Genomic DNA, 25,826 nt, shown 5'->3' on the forward strand with positions numbered 1-25,826 from the left:
GGACTGCGCAGACTTGACGGACGTTGTCAGCTTTTCTAAAACGCAGTTTAGAACAATTCGAAACTTTGCATGGCAAGCCACGTCGTGTGGAACGTGTCATACGGCAAGCCCGACGGAAATTTCAAGAAAAATGAGCCGGGCGGCCAAAGCAGAAACCAAACGCAGGACCTGAGATCATGGCGTTGCCCCGCCTTTATCTTGATTGGAACGCGACGGCGCCCCTGCATCCTGCAGTGCGCGAGGCCATGCTGCGCGCCATGGATCTGTTTGGCAATCCGAATTCCGTGCATGCCGAGGGTCGTGCCGTCAGGGCCGCGATCGAGCTTGCGCGCCGTCAGGTCGCAGCGCTTGTCGGCGCTGAGGCTTCGCATGTGGTGCTGACCAGCGGCGCGACTGAAGCATCCAATATGGTGCTGACGCCGGAATTCCGCATGGGGCGCACGCCGCTGGCGATCGGACATCTCTATTATAGCGCCGTCGAACATCCGGCCGTGCGCGAGGGCGGACGTTTTCCGAAGGACAAGGCCAGCGAAATTGCGGTCACATCGGAAGGTGTGGTCGACCTTGAGGCGCTTCAGGCGCTGCTGGCCAATCATGACGTGGCGTCTGGCCTGCCGATGGTGGCGATCATGCTGGCCAATAACGAGACCGGCATCATCCAGCCGATCCGCGAGGCTGCCGAGATCGTCAAAACGCATCGCGGACTACTGGTCGTCGATGCGGTTCAGGCAGCGGGACGCGTTGAGATTGATATCAATGCGCTGGGTGCCGACTTCCTGATCCTCTCGTCGCACAAGCTTGGCGGCCCGAAGGGTGCCGGCGCCTTGGTGTCGCGCGGTGAGATCCTGATGCCGAAGCCGTTGATCCATGGCGGCGGGCAGGAGAAGGGTCACCGTTCGGGGACAGAGAATTCACTGGCTACCGTCGGTTTCGGCGCTGCAGCCGCTGCGGCTCTCTCGGACTTTGCCGAACGGAACCGACGTATCGCGGCCTTGCAGCGCCGCCTAGAAGACGGCATGCGGAATGCCGCCCCTGACGTCGTCATCTATGGCGCTGAGGGGCCGCGAATCTGCAACACGACGTTTTTCACGCTGCCGGGGCTGAAAGCCGAGACGGGGCAGATCGCCTTCGATCTCGAAGGTGTGGCGATTTCGGCGGGTTCGGCCTGTTCTTCGGGCAAGGTGGGCGAAAGCCATGTCCTGGTCGCCATGGGCCATGACCCGCAACTGGGGGCGCTGCGAATCTCGCTCGGCTTTGCGAGCAGTGACGAAGACATAGACCGGGCGCTCGGCGCATTTGCGAAAATTGCCGGGCGGCGAAGGCTGGCCGGAGAGGCGGCCTGAGCGTCTCAGAAAATTGCGGAAACGGAAATTTCCGCTTGCCATCAGGGCTGAAAAGGCCCTTTTGGCCCACTACATAAGGGGCAATCAAAAAATGCCCGCACGACAGCCTGCCGGCCCTTTATCCGGCGAGATTGGAGAACGACATGCCAGCCGTACAAGAAACGGTTGATCGCGTCCGCGAGATTGACGTCGATCAGTACAAATACGGTTTCGAGACCATCATCGAAATGGACAAGGCACCCAAGGGCCTGTCCGAAGACATCATCCGCTTCATCTCTGCCAAGAAGCAGGAGCCGGAATGGATGCTGGAATGGCGCCTTGACGCCTACAAGCGCTGGCTGACGATGGAAGAGCCCAACTGGGCACGCGTCGATTATCCGAAGATCGATTTCAACGACCTCTATTATTACGCCGCGCCGAAGAGCACGCCGGGCCCGAAGTCGCTTGACGAAGTCGATCCCGAGATCCTCAAGGTCTACGAGAAGCTCGGCATTCCCCTGAAGGAACAGGAAATCCTGGCCGGTGTCGAAAAGCCCCGGATCGCCGTCGATGCGGTCTTCGACAGCGTTTCCGTCGTTACGACCTTCAAGGCGGAGCTGAAGAAGGCCGGCGTGATCTTCATGTCGATCTCCGAGGCGATCCGCGAGTATCCGGAGCTGGTTCAGAAGTATCTCGGCTCCGTCGTCCCGACGACCGACAACTACTATGCGACGCTGAATTCTGCCGTCTTCACCGACGGCTCGTTCGTCTTCGTTCCGAAGGGCGTTCGCTGCCCGATGGAACTGTCGACCTATTTCCGCATCAACGAGAAGAACACCGGCCAGTTCGAGCGGACGCTGATCATTGCTGAAGAAGGCGCCTATGTGTCCTACCTCGAAGGCTGCACAGCGCCGCAGCGCGATGAAAACCAGCTGCACGCGGCTGTCGTCGAACTCGTTGCGCTCGATGATGCCGAGATCAAGTATTCGACGGTCCAGAACTGGTACCCGGGCGACGCCCAGGGCAAGGGCGGCATCTACAACTTCGTCACCAAGCGCGGCGATTGCCGCGGCGACCGGTCGAAGATCTCGTGGACGCAGGTCGAAACCGGCTCTGCCATCACCTGGAAGTATCCGTCCTGCATTCTGCGCGGTGACGATTCCAGGGGCGAGTTCTACTCGATCGCCGTTTCCAACGGCCATCAGCAGATCGACTCGGGCACCAAGATGATCCATCTCGGCAAGAACACGTCGAGCCGCATCGTCTCGAAGGGTATCGCTGCCGGCGTCTCGCAGAACACCTATCGCGGCCAGGTCTCGGCCCACCGCAAGGCGTCCAACGCCCGCAACTTCACGCAGTGCGACTCGCTGTTGATCGGCGACAAGTGCGGCGCCCATACGGTGCCCTACATCGAGGCGAAAAATTCGACCGCGCAGTTCGAGCACGAGGCGACCACCTCGAAGATCTCCGAAGACCAGCTCTTCTACTGCCTGCAGCGCGGCATTCCGACCGAAGCGGCGATCGCCCTGATCGTCAACGGCTTCGTCAAGGAAGTCCTGCAGGAGCTGCCGATGGAATTTGCCGTCGAAGCGCAGAAGCTGATCAGCATCTCGCTCGAGGGGTCTGTCGGCTGACGCCGTCGCGATTGACTATTCAGGGGCGCGACTGAGCGCGCCCGTTTCCGAACGCTTTTATGGAAAAAGAACATGCTTGAAATCAGAAACCTGCACGCCCGCATCGCCGAAGACGGCACCGAGATCATTCGTGGTTTGAACCTGACGGTGAAGGCCGGCGAGATTGCTGCGATCATGGGGCCGAACGGCTCCGGCAAGTCGACGCTCTCCTACATCCTGTCGGGCCGCGAAGACTATGAAGTCACCGAGGGTGACATTCTCTATAATGGCGAGAGCATTCTCGAGCTCGACGCTGCCGAGCGTGCCTCCAAGGGCATTTTCCTCGCCTTCCAGTATCCGGTCGAGATTCCGGGCGTTGCCACCATGCAGTTCCTGAAGGTGGCGATGAACGAGCAGCGCAAGGCGCGCGGCGAAGACGAGCTGAAGACGCCTGATTTCATGCGCCTGGTGAAGGATGCGGCCGCCAAGCTGCAGATCAACACCGAGATGCTGAAGCGCCCGCTCAACGTCGGTTTCTCCGGCGGCGAAAAGAAGCGCGCCGAAATCCTGCAGATGGCGCTCCTGCAGCCGCAGCTTTGCATTCTCGACGAGACAGATAGCGGCCTCGACATCGACGCGCTCAAGATCGTGGCCGACGGCGTCAACGCGCTGCGTTCGCCGGATCGCGCCGTCATCGTCATCACCCACTACCAGCGCCTGCTCGATTACATCGTGCCTGACACCGTCCACGTTCTCTACAAGGGCCAGGTGATCAAATCAGGCGACAAGACGCTGGCGCATGAGTTGGAAGCCAATGGCTATGCCGACATCATCGGAGCGGCAGCCTGATCGAGGCGGAAAGGACGACGTCCATGAACATGCAGACGACGAGCCGCCTGACTGCTGCGGAAGCAGCGCTGATCGAGGCTTTCAACAACCAGTTCGGCGAATTGCCGGGCGACGGCGCGGTCACCGCGACGCGCGACCGCCTGCTTGACGATCTGAAGAAGTCCGGTCTGCCGACGCGCCGCGTTGAGGCCTGGCATTATACCGATCTGAAGAACCTGCTGCGCGCGGTTCCGGCTGTTGCCGGCGATGCCGCGTCGAAGAGCGTGAAGCCGCTCGTCGAGGGATCCTCGGTGCTTTCGATCGTCCAGGGTCATGTCGATGCCAAGGCTTCGGTCCGCGATCTCGACGTCTCCAGCTACGCGCAGCATCTGCTCGACGGTTCGGCTGCGACGTCGCTCGGCGCACTCGGTGCCGATGACGCGGTCGGCCGTATCAATGGCAGCTTCGTGCGCGACGGTTACGTGATCGACGTTGCCGATGGCACCGAACTCGACAAGCCTCTCGAAATCGACATCGTCCATGCCGGCGGTCAGATCCATACGCGTCTGCCGGTGACGTTCGGCGCCAACGTCAAGGGGACCGTGATCGAACGCCACCTGACGGTGACATCGGATGCGGCGCTGGTATCTCACGTCAGTGACATCACGATCGGCGAAGGCACTGAGCTCACCTGGATCATCCTGCAGCAGCAGGGCGCCGATGACACGCATCTCGCCCAGATCCGCGTCGATCTCGGCGCTGACGCCAAGTTCAGGCTTTTCGTCATCAATGCCGGCGGCAAGCTGGTGCGCCAGGAACTGCATATCAAGGCGACGGGCGAGGGTTCCGACCTGACGCTGCGCGGCATCAACCTGCTCGGCGGCGATACGCATACCGACGTCACCATGGTTCTCGGCCATAACGTGCCGAACACCGGCTCGACGGAGATCATCCGCAACGTCGTGTTCGACCGCGCCAAGGGCGTCTTCCAGGGCATGATCCGGGTTGCTCCGGATGCGCAGAAGACCGACGCCAAGATGGCCTGCAATACGCTGCTGATGTCCGATGATGCCGAGTTCTCGGTCAAGCCGGAGCTCGAAATCTTCGCCGACGACGTGCAGTGCGGCCATGGCGCGACGGTTGCCGATATCGACCACAACCATCTCTACTACCTGATGGCGCGCGGCATCCCGGAGAACAAGGCGCGGGCGATGCTCGTCAATGCCTTCGTCGCCGAAATCGTCGAAGAACTGGAAGACGAGGCCTTGGTCGAAGCGCTCGAGGGCGTAATCTCGGTCTGGCTCGAAAAGCACGCCTGAGGTTGCGAAGGGAGGGAGGTTTCTCCTCTCTCGTCATGCTCGGGCCTGTCCCGAGCATCTACCGCCATCGAGCGCGCTGCGACGTGATTGGATCCTCGGGACAAGCCCGAGGATGACGCGGAGCAAGGGGCGACGCTTGTCGGTATGCCCGACGCCTTACTACTAAGGCTCCATCAAGGAGCGAGAACCGAAAGGGTCTGCTATGGACCAGACTACGCCGGCCGCCTATGATGTCGAAGCAATTCGCAAGGATTTCCCGATCCTGGCGAAAGAGGTCTATGGCAAGCCGCTGGTCTATCTCGACAACGGCGCCTCGGCGCAGAAGCCGCAGGCGGTGATCGACGCGATCAGCCATGCCTATTCGAACGAATATGCCAATGTGCATCGCGGCCTGCATTTTCTCTCGAATGCGGCAACCGAGGCTTACGAGGCTGCGCGCGAAAAGGTGCGCCGCTTCCTGAACGCGCCTTCGGTTGACGATATCGTCTTCACCAAGTCCTCGACCGAAGCGATCAACACGGTCGCCTATGGCTGGGGCATGCCGGAGATCGGCGAGGGCGACGAGATCGTGCTGTCGATCATGGAGCATCACTCCAATATCGTTCCCTGGCATTTCATCCGCGAGCGCCAGGGCGCCAAGCTGGTCTGGGTCGATGTCGATGACGAGGGCGCGTTTCACATCGAGGCCTTCGAAAGGAGCCTGACGGAACGCACCAAGCTGGTGGCGATTACCCATATGTCGAATGCGCTCGGCACCGTCGTTCCGGTCAAGGAAATCTGCCGCATCGCCCATGAGCGCGGCATTCCTGTCCTGGTTGACGGGTCGCAGGGTGCGGTTCATATGCCTGTCGACGTGCAGGATCTCGATTGCGACTGGTATGTGATGACCGGCCACAAGCTCTATGGTCCGTCGGGCATCGGCGTTCTCTACGGCAAGAAGGATCGGCTTCGTGCCATGCGCCCATTCCAGGGCGGCGGCGAGATGATCTTCGAGGTTACCGAGGACAACGTCACCTATAACGAGCCGCCGCACCGTTTCGAAGCCGGTACGCCGCCGATCGTGCAAGCGATCGGTCTCGGTTATGCGCTGGACTACATGGAAAAGGTCGGCCGCGAAGCTATATCCCGCCATGAGGCCGATCTGACGGCTTATGCCACGGAGCGGCTGCGCGACGTCAACTCGCTGCGGGTCATCGGCACGGCGCCCGGCAAGGGCGGTATCTTCTCGTTCGAGCTTGCCGGCCTGCATGCCCATGACGTCTCGACGGTGATCGACAGGCGCGGTGTTGCGGTTCGCGCCGGGACGCATTGCGCCATGCCGCTCTTGAAACGCTTCGGCGTGACCTCCACATGCCGTGCATCCTTCGGCATGTATAATACCCGTGCCGAGGTCGATGCTTTGGCCGAAGCGCTTGAATACGCGCGCAAGTTCTTTGCTTGAGGAATAAGTTATGAGCCTGGATGACAGCGAACAGAAGATCGACGTGCGCGAGGGTATCGTGCATTCCAGCATTCCGGCCGAAGAGCTGGCACGCCTCAGCGACGACGTGATCATGGCGCTGAAGACGGTCTACGACCCTGAAATTCCTGCCGATATCTTCGAACTCGGGCTGATCTACAAGATCGACATCGAAGACGACCGCATGGTGAAGATCATGATGACGCTGACGGCGCCCGGTTGCCCCGTGGCCGGCGAGATGCCGGGCTGGGTGGAAAACGCCGTCGGTTCCGTCGAGGGTGTGTCCGGTGTTGAGGTCGAAATGACCTTCGATCCGCCGTGGACGCCTGACCGAATGTCGGAAGAGGCGCAGGTTGCTGTCGGCTGGTACTAATTGGCGGCTGGTATTGATCGGTTAAGCCACTGGCACTACATTTGATTCATGAAACACCGGACCTTCAATCCGTGTGCGTAAGGAGAATGAGCCGATGGGCTTTGCAGTGATGAGCATGACGCAGGAAGCGGCCGATCGCGTGAAGGCGATCGTCGGCGGTGCAGGAGCGGATGCCAAGGGTATTCGCGTCGGCATCAAGAAGGGCGGCTGCGCCGGGATGGAATATACCATCGACATGGTGACAGAGCCCAATCCGAAGGACGACCTGATCGAGCGCGATGGCGCGCGCGTCTGGATCGAGCCCTCGGCGGTGCTTTATCTGCTCGGGACCCAGCTCGGCTTCGAACAGACGACGCTGCGCTCCGGTTTCACCTTCACCAACCCGAACCAGACATCGGCCTGCGGCTGCGGCGAATCCGTCGAGCTGAAGCCCGCCGATCTCGCGGCACTCGCCGCTCAGGGCAATCCCGTCGTGACCGCTTCGCATTGATAGGCGGTCCGATGGCCACCAACAGGCCGCCAGCAATGGCGGCTTTTTTGTTTTGCAGTTGTCCGATCGCGGCGGCGTAACATCTCTCAGGCATGATCATCGAAACGCTGCTTCTGCTGTTTGCCAAAGGCGCTCTGCTTGGTCTCGTCATCACGATACCGCCGGGCCCGATCGCGACGCTTTGCATCGACCGCAGCCTGAACCGTGGCTTCGTCTCGGGTGCGGCGATCGGCATCGGGGCGGCACTCGGAGATTCCATCTACGCGCTGGTTGCCGCTGCGGGTCTCGCGATGGTCTCCGACGTCGTCGATACCTATTCGCTGATGATCGCTGCCGTCGGCGGCGTGCTGCTTCTCTTCCTCGGCATCCGCGACCTGGTGACGCCGCCGGCTACAGCGCGGGAAGTGGGCGCCGGTAATCTCTTCCGTCTGATCGCCTCGACCTTTCTGCTGGCAATCTCCAATCCGGGGGCGCTGCTATCCTTCGGCGGGTTGTTCGCGGGCCTCGGGCTTGTTGACGGCAATACGGTCACGGAGACGGCAGCGATCGTCATCGGCGTCTTCTTCGGGGCGATGGCGTGGTGGGTGGCGCTGAGTGCGGCGGTCAATCTTGCCAGGGACAGGATTTCCAGCGACGTGACGCTGCTGATCCGCCGCATTTCCGGCTGGCTGATCATTGGCTTTGGCATTGCCGTGCTTGGCTATGCCGCGATCAATCTTCTCGGGTAATTCAGTCGCGCTTGATGGTGGCCAGCCACTGCCAGATGTCGGCTCCGGTTTCGAAAACCACGGCGTTTGCCTTGTAAGCCTGCGTCGCCTGCATCATGTCGGTCATCTCGGAGGCGAGATCGGCCGGCTGGCCTTCATCCGTGGTGAGCGTTGCGGGGTCGACACGGCTGTAGCCCGGGGTGCTCAAGTTCGCGACATTGTTGGCAGCGGCGGCGAAGCGGTTGGTCTGCGCCCGCATGCCCGACGATGCAGTATTCATGATGCTTGAGATGTTCATCGGCCGGTATTCCCCACGCGTCCCGTCACTGTCCTATAGCAGCCGGAGCTTAGTGAATGCTGAACGCGTTTCGTTAACGGTGGCCGCAGCTGGATGCACGATCTGTGTCGAACTGGTGCAGGTCGTGAATGCTGGCTGAGCGGTCCGCACTTGGCGTCGTTGCGACCGGGGAGTACGATGCGGCCTGATGGTGGAGGCGGCGATGTCTTCAAGCTTCAATGTTCACAAGGCGGATGGATACGAGCAGCTGATGGGCCGCTGGAGCCGCAAGCTCGCGCCGTCATTCATTGCGTTTTCAGGTGTCGAGGATGGCGATCGGGTGCTCGATGTCGGCTGCGGCACAGGAAGCCTTACCTTCTCGCTGTTAGAAACCGTTAATGTCGGCGCGATCGAGGCAATCGACTTTTCGCAGATATTCATCGACGAGGTGATCCGTCACAACAACGATCCGCGCATTACGGTGCGGCAGGCGGATGCCTGTGCGCTGCCTTTCGAGGCGAAGAGTTTCGACCGGGCGCTGGCGCTGCTCGTCCTGCATTTCGTTCCGGAAGCGCCGAAGGCCATTTCCGAAATGCGGCGTGTCGTGCGCCCGGGTGGCGTGGTTGCGGCGGCGGTCTGGGATCATCTCGGCGGCATGCCGGGCATGCGGATGATGATCGATACAGTGGCCGCTCTCGGCGAGGGCGGGCGGCAGCTCCGCGCCCGCTATTGCTTTCAGCCGATGATGCAGCCCGGCGAGATGAAGCAGGCCTTCGTCGACGGCGGTCTTCTCGATGTCGAGGAGACGCAGCTGCTCGTTCGCATGGATTACGAGAATTTCGAGGACTACTGGAAACCGATTGCCGCGGGGGAAGGGCCGCTCGGCGCATTCATGGGCAAGCTCGGCGGCGCGGAGAGGGCGCAGGCCGATGCGGCGGTACGCGATGCCTATGAAGCCGGGCGGCCCGACGGCCCGCGTTCCTTTGCCAACATCGCCTGGGCCTGCCGCGGCAGGATACCCTGATTGCCAGTCACTTCTTGATATCGATGCCTGCTTCGACAGCCGCGGCGATAAAGGCCTGACGGGCCTGCTCATTGCTGGCCTTGCCCCTGATGACGTCGGCGCAGATCAGCAGCGCCTTGTCGAGCGCCGGGCCGTCTTCCGTCGGCCAGTCCTCGATCATCGCCCAGGAGGCTGCCTGTGTCGTGTTGATGGTTACGTAGACACCGGGTTCTTCCAGCGCGAGCAGCACGGGTTTTTCCCAGGGAACCTGCGTGAGATCGTCGTCGGATTTTGCCATGGCAGTGTCACCTGTGATTGCCTGAAAGTGGGAGACCCTTAGCTTTCACTCGGGCTGCTCACAAGCTTTCGAGAAAAGAAAACGCCCGGACCAAGCCGGGCGTTTCGTTGTTCAGACCTTACTCGGCCGCTTCGGCATAGTCTTCCAGCGGCGGGCAGGTGCAGATCAGGTTGCGGTCGCCGAAGACATTGTCGACACGGTTGACCGGCGACCAGTATTTGTCGACGCGGAAAGCGCCCGGCGGGAAGCAGGCCTGTTCGCGCGAATAGGGGCGATCCCATTCGCCGACCAGGTCTTCGACCGTGTGCGGGGCGTTCTTCAGCGGGTTGTTCGCCTTGTCGGAACGGCCTTCCTCAATGTCGCGGGCTTCCTGGCGGATCGCCAGCATGGCTTCGCAGAAACGGTCGAGTTCGGCCTTTGTTTCCGATTCCGTCGGCTCGATCATCAGCGTGCCGGCAACCGGCCAGCTCATGGTCGGCGCATGGAAACCGCAGTCGATCAGGCGCTTGGCGACGTCGTCCACCGTCACGCCGCAGCTGTCGACCAGCGGGCGGGTGTCGATGATGCACTCATGCGCCACGCGGCCGGCTTCGGACTTGTAGAGCACGTCATAGGCGCCCTTTAGCCGGGCTGCGATGTAGTTGGCGTTGAGGATCGCCACCTTGGTTGCCTGCGTCAGGCCGTCGCCGCCCATCATCAGGCAGTAGCTCCAGGAGATCGGCAGGATCGATGCCGAGCCGAAAGCTGCCGCGGAGACCGCACCCGGGCGGCCGTCGCTTTCCGGGTGACCCGGAAGGAAGGGCGCCAGATGCGACTTGACGCCGATCGGACCCATGCCGGGACCGCCGCCGCCATGCGGAATGCAGAAGGTCTTGTGCAGGTTGAGGTGCGAGACGTCGGAGCCGATGTCACCTGGGCGGGACAGGCCGACCATGGCGTTCATGTTGGCGCCGTCGAGATAGACCTGGCCGCCGTGCTTGTGCACGAGGTCGCAGATTTCCTTCACCGTTTCCTCGAATACGCCATGCGTCGAGGGGTAGGTGATCATGCAGCAGGAGAGGTTCTCAGAATACTGCTCGGCCTTGGCGCGGAAATCGTCGAGGTCGATATCGCCGTTTTCGCGAACCTTGACGACCACGACCTTCATGCCGACCATCTGGGCCGAAGCCGGGTTGGTGCCATGCGCCGAAGTCGGGATCAGGCAGACGTCGCGGTGACCATTGCCATTGGCGATATGGTAGTTGCGGATCGTCAGCAGGCCCGCGTATTCGCCCTGCGCGCCGGAATTCGGCTGCATCGAGAAGGCGTCATAGCCGGTGACGGCGCAGAGCTTTTCGATCAGATCGTCGATCATCTCGCGGTAGCCGAGCGCTTGGTCCGCCGGGACATAAGGATGGATGTCCGAGAATTCCGGCCAGGTGATCGGCAGCATTTCCGCCGTGGCGTTCAGCTTCATCGTGCAGGAGCCGAGCGGGATCATCGAGCGGTCGAGTGCCAGATCGCGGTCGGAGAGCCGGCGGATATAGCGGGTCATCTCGCTTTCGGCGCGGTTCATGTGGAAGATCGGATGCGTCAGGTACTCGCTGGTGCGGGCGAGACCCTTCGGCAGGCGATAGCCCGGCTCGAATTCGGCAACTGCGAAGTTGCCGCCGAATGCGCGCCAGACGGCTTCCAGCGTTGCCGGGCGGGTGCGCTCGTCAAGGCTCATGCCGATCTTGGTGGCGCCGACCTTGCGCAGGTTCACACCCTCCGCAACAGCCGAGCGCAGGATGACGCCCTGCATGTGGCCGACATCGACGGTTACAGTGTCGAAGAAGGTCTCGGGCTCGATCGTGTAGCCGAGCTTTTCGAGACCCTTGGCCATCAGCACGGCCTTCTGGTGGACCTGCTGTGCGATCGCCTTGATGCCCTTGGGGCCGTGGAAGACGGCATACATCGAGGCCATGACGGCGAGCAGAACCTGCGCGGTGCAGATGTTCGACGTCGCCTTCTCGCGGCGGATATGCTGTTCGCGGGTCTGCAGCGACAGGCGGTAGGCGCGGTTGCCGCGGGCGTCGACGGAGACGCCGACGAGGCGGCCGGGCATCGAACGCTTGTGTGCGTCCTTGACCGACATATAGGCCGCATGCGGACCGCCGTAACCGACCGGAACGCCGAAGCGCTGCGAATTGCCGATGGCAATATCGGCGCCCATTTCGCCCGGAGACTTGAGCAGCGTGAGCGCCAGGATATCGGCGGCAACGACGGCGATGGCGCCGGTCTGGTGCAGGCGGGAAATCAGGCCGGTGAAATCATGGACGTGGCCATGGGTGCCGGGATACTGGAAGATCGCGCCGAAGACATCGACGGGGTCGAGATCAGTGAACGGGTTGCCGACAATAACGCTCCAGCCGAGCGGCTCGGCGCGAGTCTTGATCAGCTCGATCGTCTGCGGATGGCAGGCGGCATCGACGAAGAAGGCCTTGGCCTTCGACTTCGAGACGCGCTCGGCCATCGCCATGCCTTCGGCAGCAGCCGTCGCTTCGTCGAGCAGCGATGCGTTGGCGACATCGAGACCGGTCAGATCGCAGATCATCGTCTGGTAGTTCAGCAGCGCTTCGAGGCGGCCCTGCGAGATTTCAGGCTGGTAGGGCGTGTAGGCCGTGTACCAGGCCGGGTTTTCCAGGATGTTGCGCTGGATGACCGGCGGCGTGATCGTGCCGTAATAGCCCTGGCCGATCAGCGAGGTCAGAACCTTGTTCTTGTTGGCGGTCTCGCGCAGCTTGTCGAGCGCCTCGCGTTCCGTCATCGGCGCGCCCCAGACAAGCGGCGCCTTCTGGCGGATGGAGGGCGGCACGGTCGCGTCGATCAGCCCGTCGAGGCTGCTATAGCCGATGACCTTGAGCATATCGGTCATTTCGGCCGGAGACGGTCCGATATGACGGCGGTTTGCGAAGTCATAGGGCTGGTAGTCGGTAAACTGGAATTCCGTCGGCGTCGTCATTACGCGATGAGCTCCTTGTAGGCCGCCTCGTCGAGCAGGCCATCGGCATCAGCCGCATTTGCAAGCTTCAGCTTGAAGAACCAGCCGGCACCCTGCGGATCGGAATTGACCAGCGACGGATCGGCAACGATGGCCGGGTTCACTTCGGTGATTTCGCCATCAAGCGGACAATAGACGTCGGAAGCAGCCTTCACGGATTCGACGGTCGCTGCGTTGTCGTTCTTGCCAAAGCTTGCGCCGACTTCAGGCAGTTCGACGAAAACCAGGTCGCCGAGCTGGTCGACCGCGTAATTGGTGATGCCAACCGTTGCAACGCCGCCTTCGATCTTCAGCCATTCGTGTTCTTCGGTAAATTTCAGCATGGAAAGGTCCTCTCTGGAAAAGGTTCAGCGTTTGTAGGTCGGCGTGATGAAGGGCAGGGCGCTGACGGTAACAGGCAGATACTTGCCGCGCACTTCAGCATAGATTTCGGTTCCGGCAGCCGCGTGCGAAACGGGCACGTAACCCATGGCGACAGGTCCCTCGACGCTCGGGCCGAAGCCACCGGACGTGACTTCGCCGATCTCGGTCTTGCCTTCGGCATCGGCGTAGAGCTTGGCATGGCCGCGCACCGGCGCCTTGCCTTCGGGCTTGAGGCCGACGCGGCGGCGCGTGGCGCCATTGTCGAGTTCGGAGAGAATGCGTGCAGCACCCGGGAAACCGCCGGAGCGGGCGCCACCGGTCTTGCGGGCCTTCTGCATGCCCCATTCGAGGGCCGCTTCGACAGGCGTCGTCGTCGTGTCGATGTCGTTGCCATAAAGGCAGAGACCGGCCTCGAGGCGGAGCGAGTCGCGGGCGCCGAGGCCGATTGCCTCGACATCGGGATGCTCAAGCAACCGCTTGGTGACATCCTCGGCCTTGTCCGCAGGAATGGAGATCTCAAAGCCGTCCTCGCCGGAATAGCCCGAACGGGAAACGAGACAGGAAACGTCGTGCAGGCGGCAGTGACGCACGTCCATGAACTTCATGGCGGCGACATCGGCCCAGAGTTCGGCGAGCACATCGACGGCGCGCGGTCCCTGCAGCGCAACGAGCGCGCGGTCGAGTACGGTGATGTCGCAGCGGTCGCCGATATGTTTCTGCATATGGGCGACGTCTTCGTCCTTGCAGGCGGCGTTGACGACGACGAACAGGTGGTCGTCGAGATGGGAGATCATCAGATCGTCGAGGATGCCGCCGTGCTCTTCAGTAAAGAAGCCGTAGCGCTGGCGTCCCTCGGCGAGGCCGAGAATATCGACGGGCACGAGGCTTTCGAGCGCAAGGGCCGCATCCTCATACTTGCCGGTCTTCGCCTTAACGATCACCTGGCCCATATGCGAAACGTCGAAGACGCCCGCAGCCTGGCGGGTCTGCAGATGTTCCTTCATCACGCCGGCCGGATATTGCACCGGCATGTCGTAGCCTGCGAAGGGAACCATGCGGGCGCCGAGCGACAGATGCATCGCATGAAGCGGGGTTTTCTTGAGGGCAGCAGTATCGTCCAATGACGCCTCCGGTCGTTGCGCGTGGAAGTCCATGCGCGGGCTCAAATGAAGGCGCGGTTACGCCCTGTTATCGAGCCCCCTCTGTCCTTGCGCCTGAGATTGTTATCCCTTCGGCGAGCGTTTCGAGAACGCCTCTCTCCAGAGTTCCGTCTGCCCCTTGTGGTCCTTTTGCCTGAGAGTTTCCGGGGCGGTTGCTCCTTCGGCACCGGTTCTTGCAAACCAGCTTCTCCCAACAAGGTTGCGGCAATTATCGGGCGGAACGGGTGCTTGGCAAGAGGGGAATGTCGCCACCGAGCAAATTTTTGTCGCGCCGCCCCGGCGCGAATTGCATTCTGCGGCAAATCGGCTTTTGCTTTTCGCCAATAAAGTGATTAATCGCGACATCAGCGGTGAGGGGATTGGATGACTGCAAGGAGCCGAAAAGCCGGGATGCTGACGCGCATGATCTGCGCGCTGAGCCTGCTTTTGCTCGGCCTTGGGCACCAGCTGCCGCAACTCGGCGCCGAGCCGCTTTACAACGCTGCTGAATATACACTGCCTGACGGTTCCTTCGCCTCGCTCTGCGTCACCGTCAAGGATGACGAAGGCAAGCGGATCCCGATGGGGCCGAATTGCGACGTCTGTCGCCTCGCTGCTTCGGTGATCCTGCCCGCGCCGGACGCTGCCGGATGGTTGAAGCTCGATTTTGCTTCGTTCGAGAACGGCCTGACGAGCGATATCGCCGCCCTGCCGCTTCGCGCCGTGGCTCAGCCGAAATCGCGGGGGCCGCCGGTTCTGGCCTGATCTCCAGCCTGAACCGAAACGCTATATTTGCCGGACACCGCCACAAGCTATGCGGATGCCGGCCAGGAGATATCCGATGAAGACTGCCCAGACACTTGGCCTTGCCGCCGCCCTGTCCTTTGCCGCAACCGCGGCAAGCGCTCATGTGACCTTCCTCGACGCCGACGCGCCGCAGGAAGCGACGATCCTTGCAACGCTGCAGGTGCCGCATGGCTGTGACGGCAAGCCGACCAACGAGGTTCGCGTCAAGCTGCCGGAAGGCTTCGTCTTCGCCAAGCCGCAGCCGAAGGCCGGCTGGGAGCTCGAAGTCATCAAGGGCGACTACAAGAAGAGCTACGACAATCACGGTACGTCGGTGAAGTCGGGCGCGATCGAGATCCGCTGGAAGGGCGGCAATCTCTCCGATGATTTCTACGACACCTTCGTGATCCAGGGTAAGGTCTCCGGCGTCGATGCCGGCACCTCGCTGGCTTTCCCGGTCACGCAGCTCTGCGGCGATACCGTCGAGGCCTGGGATCAGATCGCCGCCGATGGCAGCGATCCGCACAAGCTGAAGAGCCCGGCGCCGGTGCTGAAGGTGGTCGAGGGCAGCGATCACGGCCATGGCCACGACGACATGGCCGGCATGGACATGAGCGGCATGGCCGGAATGGCCATGGCGGCGCCCGCGGGCGACGAGGCGAAGATCGGCGATCTCGAAATATCCGGTGCCTTTGCCAAGGCGATGCTTCCGGGCCAACCTGTCGGCGGTGGCTTCTTCACGGTCAAGAACAACGGCAAGAGCGATGATACGCTTGTCGCCATCACGTCGCCAAATGCTGGCGAGGTGCAGATGCACGAGATGAAGACCGAGAACAACGTCATGAAGATGCGTGAGCTGAAGGGTGGCATCGCCATTCCTGCGGGCGGGACCGTCAAGCTTGAGCCCGGCGCCCTGCATCTGATGTTCCAGAAGGTCACGGCGCCCTTCAAGCAGGGTGACACAGTTCCGGTGACGCTGACATTCGAAAAGGCGGGCAAGGTCGATGTGACGCTGAAGGTGCTTTCGGCGCAGGGCAAGTAACACGCCCGTCAAGGCAATTAACAAAAAGGCCCGCGTCACAGACCGCGGGCCTTTCTGCCTTCCGGGGACAGAAGTTAGAAGTCTTCGTAGGATTTAAGCGCGTGCTGCAGGCCTGCCTGCGGCTGCTTGTTGCCCTTGGTCATCAGGTCCAGCGCCACTTCCGTCGACTGGATGATGTTCGGCATTTCTTCATGTTCGTCGGCCGCTTCGACGCCGCGCAGCTGGCGCTCGGCAATCCTGCGGGCATCCTTCGCGGCCATGCTTGCCGGAACGCGCGGAGCGATCCGCAACGAGTCGAAGGCGGCAGCCGCAGTGCTTGCCGATATGGTCACGACCTGTGTCATGCTTTCGACGATACCGGTGTGGCGTTGGCTCCCGGCTAAGGAAAATACTCGCATTTTACCGATCTGCCGGAATTACCGGGAAACGATTGGAAATGCTCTTCTGCTGCGCTAAACAGAGCCATGTTCCAGGCTTTTCTCGTTGCCGCCGGTGGCGCTCTCGGCTCTCTCCTGCGTTATTTCGTCGGCCAGTGGTCGCTCAGGCTGTGGGGTCCCAACTTTCCGTGGGGCACGCTGATCGTCAATGTCGCCGGATGTTTCGTCATCGGCGTGTTTGCCGAGATGATCGCCCGCCGTTTCAATGCGTCGGTAGAGTTGCGGCTCTTGCTGATCACCGGCTTCCTCGGCGGTTTCACGACGTTCTCAGCCTTTTCTCTGGACGCAATTTCGCTTTTCGAACGCGGCGAAGCCGTGCTTGGCGGCGTCTATATCGCTGCCAGCGTCGGTCTCTCGATGGCTGCCGTTGTCGCCGGTCTTGCGCTGATGCGGGCGCTGATCTGAGATTCGGGTTTCCGTTTTCGACAAAAATGCTCTAAAGCCACCGGCAAAGGCCGCGCCTGGCGCTGGCAACTCTTTCCGAAAGTACTTTCATGGCTGGCATTGAACATATCACCGTCGAACCGGACGAGGCGGGCATGCGGCTCGATCGCTGGTTCAAGATCCATTTTCCGGGCCTGGGCTTCGGTCCTCTCCAGAAGCTCCTGCGCTCCGGCCAGGTGCGTGTCGATGGCGGCCGCGTCAAGACCGATGCGCGGGTACAGCCCGGGCAGGTGGTACGCGTTCCGCCGATCGACGTTGACGCCAAGAAGAACACTCCGATCGCCGGCCATGATCTGAAGCATGGTGGCGACTACGAATTGCTGCAGCGTATGGTCCTGCACGAGGACGACAAGGTGATCGTGCTCAACAAGCCGGCCGGCCTTGCTGTGCAGGGCGGATCGGGCGTGACGCGCAATATCGATAAGATGCTTGAGGCCTGGACCAGCCCGAAGGGCGAGAAACCGCGGCTGGTGCATCGGCTCGACCGCGACACCTCGGGCGTGTTGGTGATTGCCCGCACCCGCGGCGCGGCGCAAAAGCTGACGGCGGCGTTTCGCGAGCGCGACACCAAGAAGACCTACTGGTCGCTGGTGAAGGGCGTACCGCGCAAGCACGAGGACAAGATCTCGACCTGGCTCGTCAAGGAGCAGACGCCGGACGGTGACCGCATGCGGGTCTGCAAGCACGGCGAGGAGGGGGCCGACCACGCGATCTCCTACTACAAGGTGCGCGAAACGGCAGCGCAGAACCTCGCCTGGCTGGAGATGGAGCCCTATACCGGGCGTACGCACCAGTTGCGTGTGCACGCGCTGCACATCGGCCACCCGATCATCGGCGACCCCAAATATTTCGACGACGACCATAACTGGGATTTCCCCGGCGGCGTGCAGAAGAAGCTGCATCTGCATGCGCGCAAGATCGACGTTCCTCATCCGAATGGCGGCCGTCTGCGGGTCACCGCGCCGCTGCCGCCGCATATGGTGCAGACCTGGAACCTGCTCGGCCTCGACCTCGCAGAGGCGGATCGGGAAGACTACGAATGAAGCTCGCCCTGTTCGATTGCGACGGCACGCTTGTCGATAGTGCTGCGCTGATCCATGAAGTTATGGCACGGACTTTCGTGGCCTTCGGCCATCCACGGCCTGCGATCGAAAGCACCAAGTCGATCATCGGCCTGACGCTCGATATCGCCATTGCCCGGATGCAGGGCAAACCGCATGTTGATGACGAGGCGGTGGCGATGACCGCGCATTACAAGAAAATCTACATGGATGTGCGCGGCGAACCCGGCATGGACGTGCCGCTCTTCGACGGTATCAAGCCCGTCATTGCAACGCTTGCGGCACGCGACGATATCCTGATCGGTGCCGTGACCGGCAAGTCCCGGCGTGGCCTCGTCAGCGTTCTTGAAATCCATGGCTTTACGCCACACTTCATCGTTTCGCGCACAGCCGACGATTGCCCGTCGAAGCCGCATCCGGCCATGGTGAGCGAATGCTGTGACGAAACCGGGATGAATGCTGCGGATACCGTTGTCATCGGCGATGCGATTTACGATATGCAGATGGCGAAGGCCGCGGGCGCCAAAGCGATCGGTGTATCCTGGGGATATGCCAGTGTCGATGAGCTGATTGCTGCAGGTGCCGATGCCATCGCCCATCATCCGAACGACGTGCTCGACCATTTTTGAGGTGACGCCATGCGCGACCTGTTGAACGACCTTTCCGAAGGACTCAGCCATCCCGATCCGATCCGCCGCGCGCAGATCCAGATGAAGAAGCCCCTGCCGAAGCGCTTCTACAAGGACGTTTCCGTTGCCGAGCAGGATGCCGGATTTGCGATTCTGCTCGACGGCCGGCCTGTCCGCACGCCTGCCAAGAAAATCCTTGCCGTGCCGACCAAGCCGCTTGCCGATCTGCTCTCTGCCGAATGGCAGGCGCAGGCCGAGGTGATCGATCCGGCGACCATGCCTGTGACGCGGCTGGTGAACACGGCGCTCGACGGCGTGGCGACGGACACACAGGCGGTGTTCGACGATATTGTGCGCTTTTCCTCCAGCGATCTTCTCTGCTACCGCGCCGACCAGCCGGAGCTGCTGGTGCAGCGCCAGGCCGAGCGCTGGGATCCGGTGCTCGACTGGGCGGCCGGCGATCTCGGCGCGCGCTTCCTGCTGATCGAGGGCGTGATCCATCATGAGCAGCCGCGTGACGCCATCGCGGCTTTCGACGTGACGCTTCGCCGCCATAATAGCGCGCTGGCGCTTGCCGCGTTGCATACGATGACGACGCTGACTGGATCGGCAATTCTGGCGCTGGCTTTTGCCGAGCGGCACCTGACGATGGACGAAGCCTGGTCGCTTGCGCATCTCGACGAGGACTGGACGATCGAGCATTGGGGCAGCGACGAGGAAGCCGAAGAGCGCCGCGCCAAGCGCTTCGAGGACTTCAAGGCGTCGGCGGATGTTTTTTTGGCGCTAAGGGCCTGAAACATATTGCTTTGACCGCCATAATGACGAACTCTGCGACTCCTGAGTGGGGATGGGTGCAGGTTTTTTCAATGAAGTTGCTGCGGTTGTGTTTTTGCCAGATAGCGATGATCTGCGCTGCCTTGACCGGCTGCGCCGGCATGGGTTCGAGCGAGCCGCCAGCCCCTGTATATGACGTCAGAAGTGCCGTGGTTCTCGGTGGTCCCGGGATCGCCGGGCCTCTGCTGTCAGGCATCAGCGACCGCGTCAATGCCGCCATCAATGCCACGGTCCGCACCGACGTCTATCCGCGCGTCGTGCTGACGATCCGCATCGTTTCCGTCACTAAGGGGCAGGGCTTCGACAACAACCGCAACGTCGCGAAGATTACCGCCGATGCTGCCTCTGTCGACGACGGGTCGGTGATCGGCGTCTCGGCCTTCGACGTGTCGAGCTTCGCCAACGATCCTGCGATGGCCGATCAGATTCTCGCAGAAGATATTGCCGCGCGGCTTCGCTCGGCATTCAAGCTGACGGCCGGGCGCGGCTGATCAATGCCACGCTGGCGGCAGGAGGAGTTTTCATGAAGGAAATTCTCGAGGAGCTTGAGCGCCGGCGCGACGAAGCGCGGCTTGGCGGCGGGCAGGCGCGCATCGATGCGCAGCACAAGCGTGGCAAGCTTACGGCTCGCGAGCGAATCGACCTGATCCTCGATGAAGAATCCTTCGAAGAGTTCGACATGTTCGTCGAGCACCGTTCGACCGATTTCGGCATGGAAAAAACCCGCTTTGCCGGCGACGGTGTCGTCACCGGCTGGGGCACGGTTAACGGTCGTACCGTCTTCGTCTTCGCCAAGGATTTCACCGTCTTCGGCGGCTCGCTTTCGGAAGCGCATGCCGAGAAGATCATGAAGGTGCAGGATATGGCGCTGAAGAACCGCGCGCCGGTCATCGGTATCTATGACGCGGGCGGCGCGCGCATCCAAGAAGGTGTTGCGGCACTCGGCGGCTATGCGGAAGTGTTCCAGCGCAACGTGCTGGCATCGGGCGTCATCCCGCAGATATCAGTGATCATGGGGCCTTGTGCCGGTGGCGACGTCTATTCGCCGGCTATGACCGATTTCATCTTCATGGTGCGTGATACGTCCTACATGTTCGTGACCGGGCCCGACGTCGTCAAGACTGTGACCAACGAGACGGTCACGGCCGAAGAGCTCGGCGGCGCCTCCGTGCATACGACGCGCTCGTCGATTGCCGACGGCGCCTATGACAACGATGTCGATACGCTGCTGCAGGTGCGCCGCCTGATCGATTTCCTGCCCTTGTCGAACACATCGCCGATCCCGGAAATCGAATGTTACCAGCCGGTGACAGAGGTGGACGAGTCGCTCGATACGCTTGTGCCCGCCAACGCCAACAAGCCCTATGACATCAAGGAACTGATCCTGAAGGTCGCCGATGAGGGCGATTTCTTCGAGATTCAGGCGAGCTTTGCCAAGAATATCGTTTGCGGCTTTGGGCGCATCGAGGGCTCTACGGTCGGCTTCGTGGCCAACCAGCCGATGGTGCTGGCCGGCGTGCTCGACAGCGACGCGTCACGCAAGGCCGCACGCTTCGTGCGCTTCTGCGATTGCTTCAACATTCCGCTGGTGACCTTTGTCGATGTGCCGGGATTCCTGCCCGGGACGGCGCAGGAATATGGCGGCCTGATCAAGCATGGAGCAAAGCTGCTGTTTGCCTATGCCGAAGCGACGGTTCCGAAGCTGACGGTGATCACCCGCAAGGCCTTCGGCGGCGCCTATGACGTGATGGCGTCGAAGCATCTGCGCGGCGACTTGAACTATGCCTGGCCGACGGCACAGATTGCCGTCATGGGAGCCAAGGGCGCGGTCGAGATCATCTTTCGCAAGGATATTGCCGATCCCGAGAAGATCGCGGCGCATACGAAAATGTACGAGGACCGGTTCCTGTCGCCTTTCGTTGCCGCCGAGCGCGGTTACATCGACGAGGTGATCATGCCGCACTCGACGCGCCGCCGTCTGGCGCGCGGATTGAAGATGCTGCGCAACAAGGATCTCTCCAATCCCTGGAAGAAGCATGACAACATTCCGTTATGAGCGAATAAAACTGTCCTTTCAGCTGTTTACGCACTGTCGAAGAAGTGAATAGACGTTGGCATTCCGTGATTTTTCTTGGGAATGGCGACGCGCTAACGCTCTTGCGCCCCTAAAAGGAGAGTCCTTATGTCTGGTATTTTTGATCGCCTGAACGCCTACCAACCCTTCGCGCTGGCTGCGCTCAGAATTTTCACCGCTTTGCTTTTTATCGAGCATGGCACGATGAAGCTTTTCGCTTTTCCCATCCCGCAAGGCGAGGGTGGTTCGCTGCCGCCGCTTTTCCTCGTTGCCGCATTGCTTGAGGTTATCGGTGGTCTGCTCGTTCTCGTCGGCTTCCTGACGCGGCCGGTTGCCTTCCTGCTGTCCGGTGAGATGGCGATCGCCTATTTCATGGCGCATTTCCCGCGCGGCTTCTACCCGGCGGTCAACGGCGGCGGCGAAGCGATCCTGTTCTGCTTCATCTTCCTGTTCCTGGTTTTCGCCGGAGCTGGCGCGCTGTCGGTGGACAAGCGCAACGCCTAAAGAAGACGCCGCGGGTTTTAGCCCGCGGCGTTTTTATCTCATGCGGTGAGCTTCAGCCCCGCGATGCCTGCAACGATCAGTGCGATGCAGGCGAGGCGAGATGCGGTGGCGGGATCGCCAAGCAGCCAGATGCCGAGAAGAACCGTGCCGACCGTGCCGATACCGGTCCAGATCGCGTAAGCCGTGCCGATCGGCAGTGTCTTTACTGCAAGTCCCAGAAGTACGACGCTGATCACCATCGAGATGACGGTGAGAACGGTCGGCATGGGTTTCGTGAAGCCATCAGTATATTTCAGACCGATCGCCCAACCACATTCAAAAAGTCCGGCTAGAAACAGCAGGAACCAAGCCATCTTACTCTCCTTTTCAAGAGCGAGGCCGTCCCCGCGACATTTGCGCCCGAGGGGATCGGGCGCCGCAGTCGTCTGCGTTGATTTCTATATGCGCGGAGTAACGGCCGAGTTCAAGGTAGGAATTGGCATAGCTGCCATGCCACCCGTTTCTTGCGCCTTACCCAAGCCGCTCGGCATGCCACTTCAAATGGTCGTCCATGAAGGTCGAGATGAAGTAGTAGGAGTGGTCGTAGCGCTCGTGCATGCGGAGCGTCAGACCGATGTCCGTGCCTTTGATCGCCTCTTCGAACAGCCAGGGGCGCAGGCCCTTTTCCAGGAAGCCGTCGGCCTTGCCCTGATCGATCAGCAACTCCGGGAACCGTGCGCCATCGCTTACCAGCGCGCAGGCGTCATACTGGCGCCATTTGGTCTCATCCGTGCCGAGATATTTTCCGAGCGCAGGTGCCGACCAGTCTGCTGTCGAAGGTTCGACGATCGGCGCGAAGGCCGAGCAGCTCTTGAAACGCTCCGGGTTCTTCAGCGCGATGGTCATCGCACCGTGACCGCCCATCGAATGGCCGAAGATGCCCTGACGGCTCATGTCGGCCCGGAATTGTTCGGCGATCAGGGCAGGGAGCTCTTCGGTGATGTAGGTGTACATCTGATAGTGCTCGGCCCAGGGCGATTCCGTTGCGTCGAGATAGAAGCCGGCGCCCTTGCCCATCTGCCAATTGGTCAGCTCGTCGGCGACATCGTTGCCGCGCGGGCTGGTGTCGGGGCAAACGATGATCAGGCCAAGTTCGGCGGCCATGCGCCGGTATTCGCCCTTCTCCATGGCGTTTGCATGGGTGCAGGTGAGACCGGAGAGATACCAGAGCACAGGGCAGGGCTCTTTGATCGCCTGCGGCGGCACGAAGACTGCAAAGGTCATGTCGCAGTTGCAGGCTTCTGAAGCGTGGCTGAAGACGCCCTGCATGCCGCCGAAAGCGGTTGCCTGGGAAATGATGATCATGGCTGATTGTCCGTATTGGGGCTGGCGGCCTTGGCGCGCCGGCAGAGGCGATCGAATGTTTCCAGGAACCGTGAGCGGTCCTTGGGGCTGAAGGCGGCGTTGTAGCCCTTGCTCTCGCCGGTCTCGCGAAGATGGGCGCCGAGGTCGCGCATGGCACTCGCCATACCGATATTGGTGTCGTCGAAGACGCGTCCGGTCGGGCCGCTGACGAGCGCGCCGGTTGCGACACAGCGCACGGCAAGCGGTACATCGGCGGTGACGACGACGTCACCTTGACCTGCATGCTCGGCGATCCAGTTGTCAGCCGCGTCGAACGCATTGGATACGATGACGTTCTTCACCATCGGATCGCGCGATGGGCGTAGGCCAGAGTTGGCGACGAAGGTGACCTCGATGCCGAGGCGCTCGGCAACCTTCAGGATTTCCGGTTTGACCGGGCAGGCGTCTGCATCGACATAGATCATGAAGTTCAATCTGTTCTTGCTGGAACGCCGCGCGTTACCGCGTAGCGTTCTTTCTTTCGGCTCTCATAGTCCGGCGGCTGCCATCGGTTCAAGATGTCAGGCTTCTTTCAGTGTGCCGGCCTTCTTTGCCACCCAGGTGGCAATGACGTCCATCAGCGTCGGATTGAGGCAGTCGTAGGTCTCCAGGCCGATCTCTCTGAACTTGCCCCGCACGCCCGCCATCGCTGAAGGCGGCGTGCCGGTCTCGATGATCGAGGAGACGAAAGCCGCAAAGCCCGGTTCAGGCCAACCGCTTTCCTGGAAGCGTTCGGGATGGACGAAATCCAGCCCCTTGAACGCGTGATCGCGCTCCACTGGTCCGTACATGTGAACGCCGCACTGCTTGCAAGCATGGCGCTGGATCAGCGCTTCGGGATCGACGACGTGAAGCTTGTCGCCATTCTCCAGAACCGAGACATTCTCATGCGCCGCCACTGCCACGATCGAGAATGCGGCGCCCTTGGGCTTCCAGCACTTGCTGCAGCCACAGGCATGGTTGTGCAGTACCGTGCCCTTGACCGCCACCTTCACGGGCTTGTCCGTACAGGCGCAGACAAGCGTTCCGCCGTTGAAATTCGCCTGACCCTTCTTCACCCCGCCATCGAGCAGCGGGTGTATCGATACCTGGTTTGCCATGTTCAGCTTCTCCTCCTCAGCTGCCCACGGCTCCCAAATCAGGATCGATTTGCGACAAAGCCGCAGGCGATTTCAACGTCGAACCGCATTCCGCATCACTCTCCTCAGTAGACCACCACGCCCCGGATGCTTTCGCCCTTGTGCATCAGCTCGAAGCCCTTGTTGATGTCTTCGAGCGGCATCGTATGGGTGATCATCGGGTCGATCTGGATCTTGCCCTGCATGTACCAGTCGACGATCTTCGGCACGTCGGTGCGGCCGCGCGCGCCGCCAAAGGCCGTGCCCATCCAGTTGCGGCCGGTGACCAGCTGGAACGGACGCGTCGAGATTTCCTGGCCGGCGCCGGCAACGCCGATGATAACAGACTTGCCCCAGCCGCGATGCGATGATTCGAGCGCCTGACGCATGACCTTGGTATTGCCGGTGCAATCGAACGTGTAATCGGCGCCGCCGATCAGGTCGCCGTTGCGCTTCGTCAGGTTGACGAGATAGGGCACGATATCGTCGCCGACTTCCTTCGGATTGACGAAATGCGTCATGCCGAACTTTTCACCCCATTCCTTGCGGTCGGGGTTGATATCGACGCCGATGATCATATCGGCGCCGGCAAGGCGCAGGCCCTGCAGCACGTTCAGACCGATGCCGCCGAGACCGAAGACGATCGCCGTCGAGCCGATCTCGACCTTGGCGGTGTTGATGACGGCGCCGATGCCGGTGGTGACGCCGCAGCCGATGTAGCAGATCTTGTCGAACGGGGCGTCCGGATTGACCTTGGCGAGGGCGATCTCCGGCAGAACAGTGAAGTTCGAGAAGGTCGAGCAGCCCATATAGTGGTGGATCTTGTCCTTGCCGATCGAGAAGCGCGAGGTGCCGTCGGGCATCAGCCCCTGGCCCTGCGTCGCACGGATCGATGTGCAGAGGTTGGTCTTGCGCGACAGGCAGGAATAGCACTCGCGGCATTCAGGCGTGTAGAGCGGAATGACGTGGTCGCCCTTCTTCACCGAGGTGACGCCGGGGCCGACATCGACGACGATGCCTGCACCTTCGTGACCGAGAATTGCCGGGAAGAGGCCTTCCGGATCGGCGCCCGACAGGGTGAAATCATCGGTATGGCAGATGCCAGTCGCCTTCACCTCGACCAGCACCTCTCCGGCGCGTGGTCCCTCAAGCTGAACTGTCATGACCTCAAGCGGCTTGCCGGCCTGAACGGCGACTGCGGCGCGAACGTCCATCGTCTGATCTCCCTCATATGATTTGATGGCGGACATTGGCACGCCGGGTGAGGGAGGCTCAAGCAAAAAGCTTGATCAAAAGACACT

At 61.4% G+C, this 25,826-nt stretch carries 29 protein-coding genes and 1 riboswitch; of the genes, 18 read left to right on the forward strand and 11 right to left on the reverse strand.

What is annotated here, in order from left to right; genetic code table 11:
• Positions 1 to 176: 176 nt before the first annotated feature.
• The 8 genes from AC1DJO_RS03400 (at position 177) to AC1DJO_RS03435 (ending at position 8,132) form a co-directional block, all read left to right on the forward strand.
• Positions 177 to 1,343 (forward strand): cysteine desulfurase family protein, encoded by a 1,167-nt coding sequence (locus AC1DJO_RS03400; protein WP_477969057.1) that lies wholly within the window; start codon positions 177 to 179, stop codon positions 1,341 to 1,343.
• A 143-nt stretch (positions 1,344 to 1,486) separates the two neighbouring features.
• The gene (sufB, locus tag AC1DJO_RS03405; protein ID WP_112516183.1) at positions 1,487 to 2,956 is read left to right on the forward strand and encodes a Fe-S cluster assembly protein SufB; all 1,470 of its coding nucleotides are present in this window, start codon (positions 1,487 to 1,489) and stop codon (positions 2,954 to 2,956) included.
• A 72-nt stretch (positions 2,957 to 3,028) separates the two neighbouring features.
• Positions 3,029 to 3,784 (forward strand): Fe-S cluster assembly ATPase SufC, encoded by a 756-nt coding sequence (sufC, locus tag AC1DJO_RS03410; RefSeq protein ID WP_112387290.1) that lies wholly within the window; start codon positions 3,029 to 3,031, stop codon positions 3,782 to 3,784.
• A 23-nt stretch (positions 3,785 to 3,807) separates the two neighbouring features.
• Entirely contained in the window at positions 3,808 to 5,082 is a 1,275-nt protein-coding gene (sufD, locus tag AC1DJO_RS03415; RefSeq protein ID WP_112516184.1) for a Fe-S cluster assembly protein SufD, read from the forward strand.
• Between the two features lie 202 nt (positions 5,083 to 5,284).
• Complete coding sequence (locus AC1DJO_RS03420) at positions 5,285 to 6,523, forward strand: cysteine desulfurase (protein WP_477969059.1); 1,239 nt, start codon at positions 5,285 to 5,287, stop codon at positions 6,521 to 6,523.
• A gap of 10 nt (positions 6,524 to 6,533) precedes the next feature.
• Positions 6,534 to 6,914: an SUF system Fe-S cluster assembly protein gene (locus tag AC1DJO_RS03425; RefSeq protein WP_112387293.1), complete on the forward strand. Its 381-nt coding sequence runs from the start codon at positions 6,534 to 6,536 to the stop codon at positions 6,912 to 6,914.
• A gap of 94 nt (positions 6,915 to 7,008) precedes the next feature.
• The gene (gene sufA / locus AC1DJO_RS03430; protein WP_477969061.1) at positions 7,009 to 7,404 is read left to right on the forward strand and encodes a Fe-S cluster assembly scaffold SufA; all 396 of its coding nucleotides are present in this window, start codon (positions 7,009 to 7,011) and stop codon (positions 7,402 to 7,404) included.
• Positions 7,405 to 7,496: 92 nt separating this feature from the next.
• Positions 7,497 to 8,132 (forward strand): LysE family translocator, encoded by a 636-nt coding sequence (locus AC1DJO_RS03435; RefSeq protein WP_477969063.1) that lies wholly within the window; start codon positions 7,497 to 7,499, stop codon positions 8,130 to 8,132.
• A gap of 1 nt (position 8,133) precedes the next feature.
• Here AC1DJO_RS03435 and AC1DJO_RS03440 read toward each other — a convergent pair whose 3' ends face one another.
• The gene (locus AC1DJO_RS03440; protein WP_112387295.1) at positions 8,134 to 8,409 is read right to left on the reverse strand and encodes a flagellar basal body protein; all 276 of its coding nucleotides are present in this window, start codon (positions 8,407 to 8,409) and stop codon (positions 8,134 to 8,136) included.
• Positions 8,410 to 8,611: 202 nt separating this feature from the next.
• Between AC1DJO_RS03440 and AC1DJO_RS03445 the strand changes: the two genes are divergently transcribed.
• Entirely contained in the window at positions 8,612 to 9,412 is an 801-nt protein-coding gene (locus AC1DJO_RS03445; protein ID WP_477969065.1) for a class I SAM-dependent methyltransferase, read from the forward strand.
• A 7-nt stretch (positions 9,413 to 9,419) separates the two neighbouring features.
• On the opposite strand, the gene AC1DJO_RS03450 is transcribed toward AC1DJO_RS03445, so the two are convergent.
• From AC1DJO_RS03450 to gcvT, 4 genes are all read right to left on the reverse strand, one after another.
• Positions 9,420 to 9,689, reverse strand: coding sequence for a DUF982 domain-containing protein (locus AC1DJO_RS03450; RefSeq protein WP_477969067.1), 270 nt, complete (start codon positions 9,687 to 9,689; stop codon positions 9,420 to 9,422).
• 118 nt (positions 9,690 to 9,807) lie between these two features.
• Entirely contained in the window at positions 9,808 to 12,672 is a 2,865-nt protein-coding gene (gene gcvP / locus AC1DJO_RS03455) for an aminomethyl-transferring glycine dehydrogenase (RefSeq protein ID WP_477969069.1), read from the reverse strand.
• The gene (gene gcvH / locus AC1DJO_RS03460) at positions 12,672 to 13,034 is read right to left on the reverse strand and encodes a glycine cleavage system protein GcvH (RefSeq protein WP_477969071.1); all 363 of its coding nucleotides are present in this window, start codon (positions 13,032 to 13,034) and stop codon (positions 12,672 to 12,674) included. Before gcvH ends, gcvP begins: the two co-directional genes overlap by 1 nt.
• A 24-nt stretch (positions 13,035 to 13,058) precedes the next feature.
• Positions 13,059 to 14,195 (reverse strand): glycine cleavage system aminomethyltransferase GcvT, encoded by a 1,137-nt coding sequence (gcvT, locus tag AC1DJO_RS03465; RefSeq protein ID WP_477969073.1) that lies wholly within the window; start codon positions 14,193 to 14,195, stop codon positions 13,059 to 13,061.
• A 150-nt stretch (positions 14,196 to 14,345) separates the two neighbouring features.
• Positions 14,346 to 14,438, reverse strand: a riboswitch (glycine riboswitch).
• 159 nt (positions 14,439 to 14,597) lie between these two features.
• Between gcvT and AC1DJO_RS03470 the strand changes: the two genes are divergently transcribed.
• Together AC1DJO_RS03470 and AC1DJO_RS03475 are read left to right on the forward strand one after the other, a co-directional pair.
• Positions 14,598 to 14,978, forward strand: a complete 381-nt coding sequence (locus tag AC1DJO_RS03470) for a hypothetical protein (RefSeq protein WP_477969075.1) — start codon at positions 14,598 to 14,600, stop codon at positions 14,976 to 14,978.
• Positions 14,979 to 15,054: 76 nt separating this feature from the next.
• Positions 15,055 to 16,041 carry a copper chaperone PCu(A)C domain-containing protein gene (locus AC1DJO_RS03475; protein WP_477969077.1) on the forward strand — a complete coding sequence of 329 codons (987 nt, stop codon included), beginning with the start codon at positions 15,055 to 15,057 and terminating at the stop codon, positions 16,039 to 16,041.
• Between the two features lie 74 nt (positions 16,042 to 16,115).
• Here the strand turns inward: AC1DJO_RS03475 and AC1DJO_RS03480 are convergent, their stop codons facing one another.
• On the reverse strand, positions 16,116 to 16,385 hold the full coding sequence (locus tag AC1DJO_RS03480; RefSeq protein ID WP_112387301.1) for a hypothetical protein: 270 nt from the start codon (positions 16,383 to 16,385) through the stop codon (positions 16,116 to 16,118).
• Between the two features lie 120 nt (positions 16,386 to 16,505).
• On the opposite strand from AC1DJO_RS03480, the gene crcB reads away from it, so the two are divergent.
• The 7 genes from crcB (at position 16,506) to AC1DJO_RS03515 (ending at position 22,024) form a co-directional block, all read left to right on the forward strand.
• A complete protein-coding gene (gene crcB / locus AC1DJO_RS03485) occupies positions 16,506 to 16,883 on the forward strand; it encodes a fluoride efflux transporter CrcB (protein WP_310299912.1) in 378 nt (125 codons plus the stop codon).
• 89 nt (positions 16,884 to 16,972) lie between these two features.
• Positions 16,973 to 17,965: an RluA family pseudouridine synthase gene (locus tag AC1DJO_RS03490; protein WP_112539202.1), complete on the forward strand. Its 993-nt coding sequence runs from the start codon at positions 16,973 to 16,975 to the stop codon at positions 17,963 to 17,965.
• Entirely contained in the window at positions 17,962 to 18,612 is a 651-nt protein-coding gene (locus tag AC1DJO_RS03495; protein WP_477969079.1) for an HAD-IA family hydrolase, read from the forward strand. The genes AC1DJO_RS03490 and AC1DJO_RS03495 overlap by 4 nt, the downstream gene beginning before the upstream one ends.
• A 9-nt stretch (positions 18,613 to 18,621) precedes the next feature.
• The gene (locus AC1DJO_RS03500) at positions 18,622 to 19,407 is read left to right on the forward strand and encodes an ATP12 family chaperone protein (protein ID WP_477969081.1); all 786 of its coding nucleotides are present in this window, start codon (positions 18,622 to 18,624) and stop codon (positions 19,405 to 19,407) included.
• A 71-nt stretch (positions 19,408 to 19,478) separates the two neighbouring features.
• Complete coding sequence (locus tag AC1DJO_RS03505) at positions 19,479 to 19,937, forward strand: hypothetical protein (RefSeq protein ID WP_477969083.1); 459 nt, start codon at positions 19,479 to 19,481, stop codon at positions 19,935 to 19,937.
• Between the two features lie 32 nt (positions 19,938 to 19,969).
• Positions 19,970 to 21,502: an acyl-CoA carboxylase subunit beta gene (locus AC1DJO_RS03510; RefSeq protein WP_477969085.1), complete on the forward strand. Its 1,533-nt coding sequence runs from the start codon at positions 19,970 to 19,972 to the stop codon at positions 21,500 to 21,502.
• Between the two features lie 126 nt (positions 21,503 to 21,628).
• Positions 21,629 to 22,024 (forward strand): DoxX family protein, encoded by a 396-nt coding sequence (locus tag AC1DJO_RS03515; RefSeq protein ID WP_112387308.1) that lies wholly within the window; start codon positions 21,629 to 21,631, stop codon positions 22,022 to 22,024.
• Positions 22,025 to 22,062: 38 nt separating this feature from the next.
• On the opposite strand, the gene sugE is transcribed toward AC1DJO_RS03515, so the two are convergent.
• The 5 genes from sugE to AC1DJO_RS03540 form a co-directional block, all read right to left on the reverse strand.
• Positions 22,063 to 22,377: a quaternary ammonium compound efflux SMR transporter SugE gene (gene sugE, locus AC1DJO_RS03520; protein WP_477969087.1), complete on the reverse strand. Its 315-nt coding sequence runs from the start codon at positions 22,375 to 22,377 to the stop codon at positions 22,063 to 22,065.
• Positions 22,378 to 22,534: 157 nt separating this feature from the next.
• Positions 22,535 to 23,368: an S-formylglutathione hydrolase gene (gene fghA / locus AC1DJO_RS03525; RefSeq protein ID WP_477969089.1), complete on the reverse strand. Its 834-nt coding sequence runs from the start codon at positions 23,366 to 23,368 to the stop codon at positions 22,535 to 22,537.
• On the reverse strand, positions 23,365 to 23,832 hold the full coding sequence (locus tag AC1DJO_RS03530) for a YaiI/YqxD family protein (protein WP_112516200.1): 468 nt from the start codon (positions 23,830 to 23,832) through the stop codon (positions 23,365 to 23,367). The genes fghA and AC1DJO_RS03530 overlap by 4 nt, the downstream gene beginning before the upstream one ends.
• 96 nt (positions 23,833 to 23,928) lie before the next feature.
• Positions 23,929 to 24,507, reverse strand: a complete 579-nt coding sequence (gfa, locus tag AC1DJO_RS03535; RefSeq protein ID WP_112387312.1) for an S-(hydroxymethyl)glutathione synthase — start codon at positions 24,505 to 24,507, stop codon at positions 23,929 to 23,931.
• Positions 24,508 to 24,611: 104 nt separating this feature from the next.
• Positions 24,612 to 25,739, reverse strand: a complete 1,128-nt coding sequence (locus tag AC1DJO_RS03540; RefSeq protein ID WP_112387313.1) for an S-(hydroxymethyl)glutathione dehydrogenase/class III alcohol dehydrogenase — start codon at positions 25,737 to 25,739, stop codon at positions 24,612 to 24,614.
• Between the last annotated feature and the right edge of the window lie 87 nt (positions 25,740 to 25,826).

The sequence above is a fragment of the Rhizobium sp. 05N430 genome, assembly GCF_056396985.1.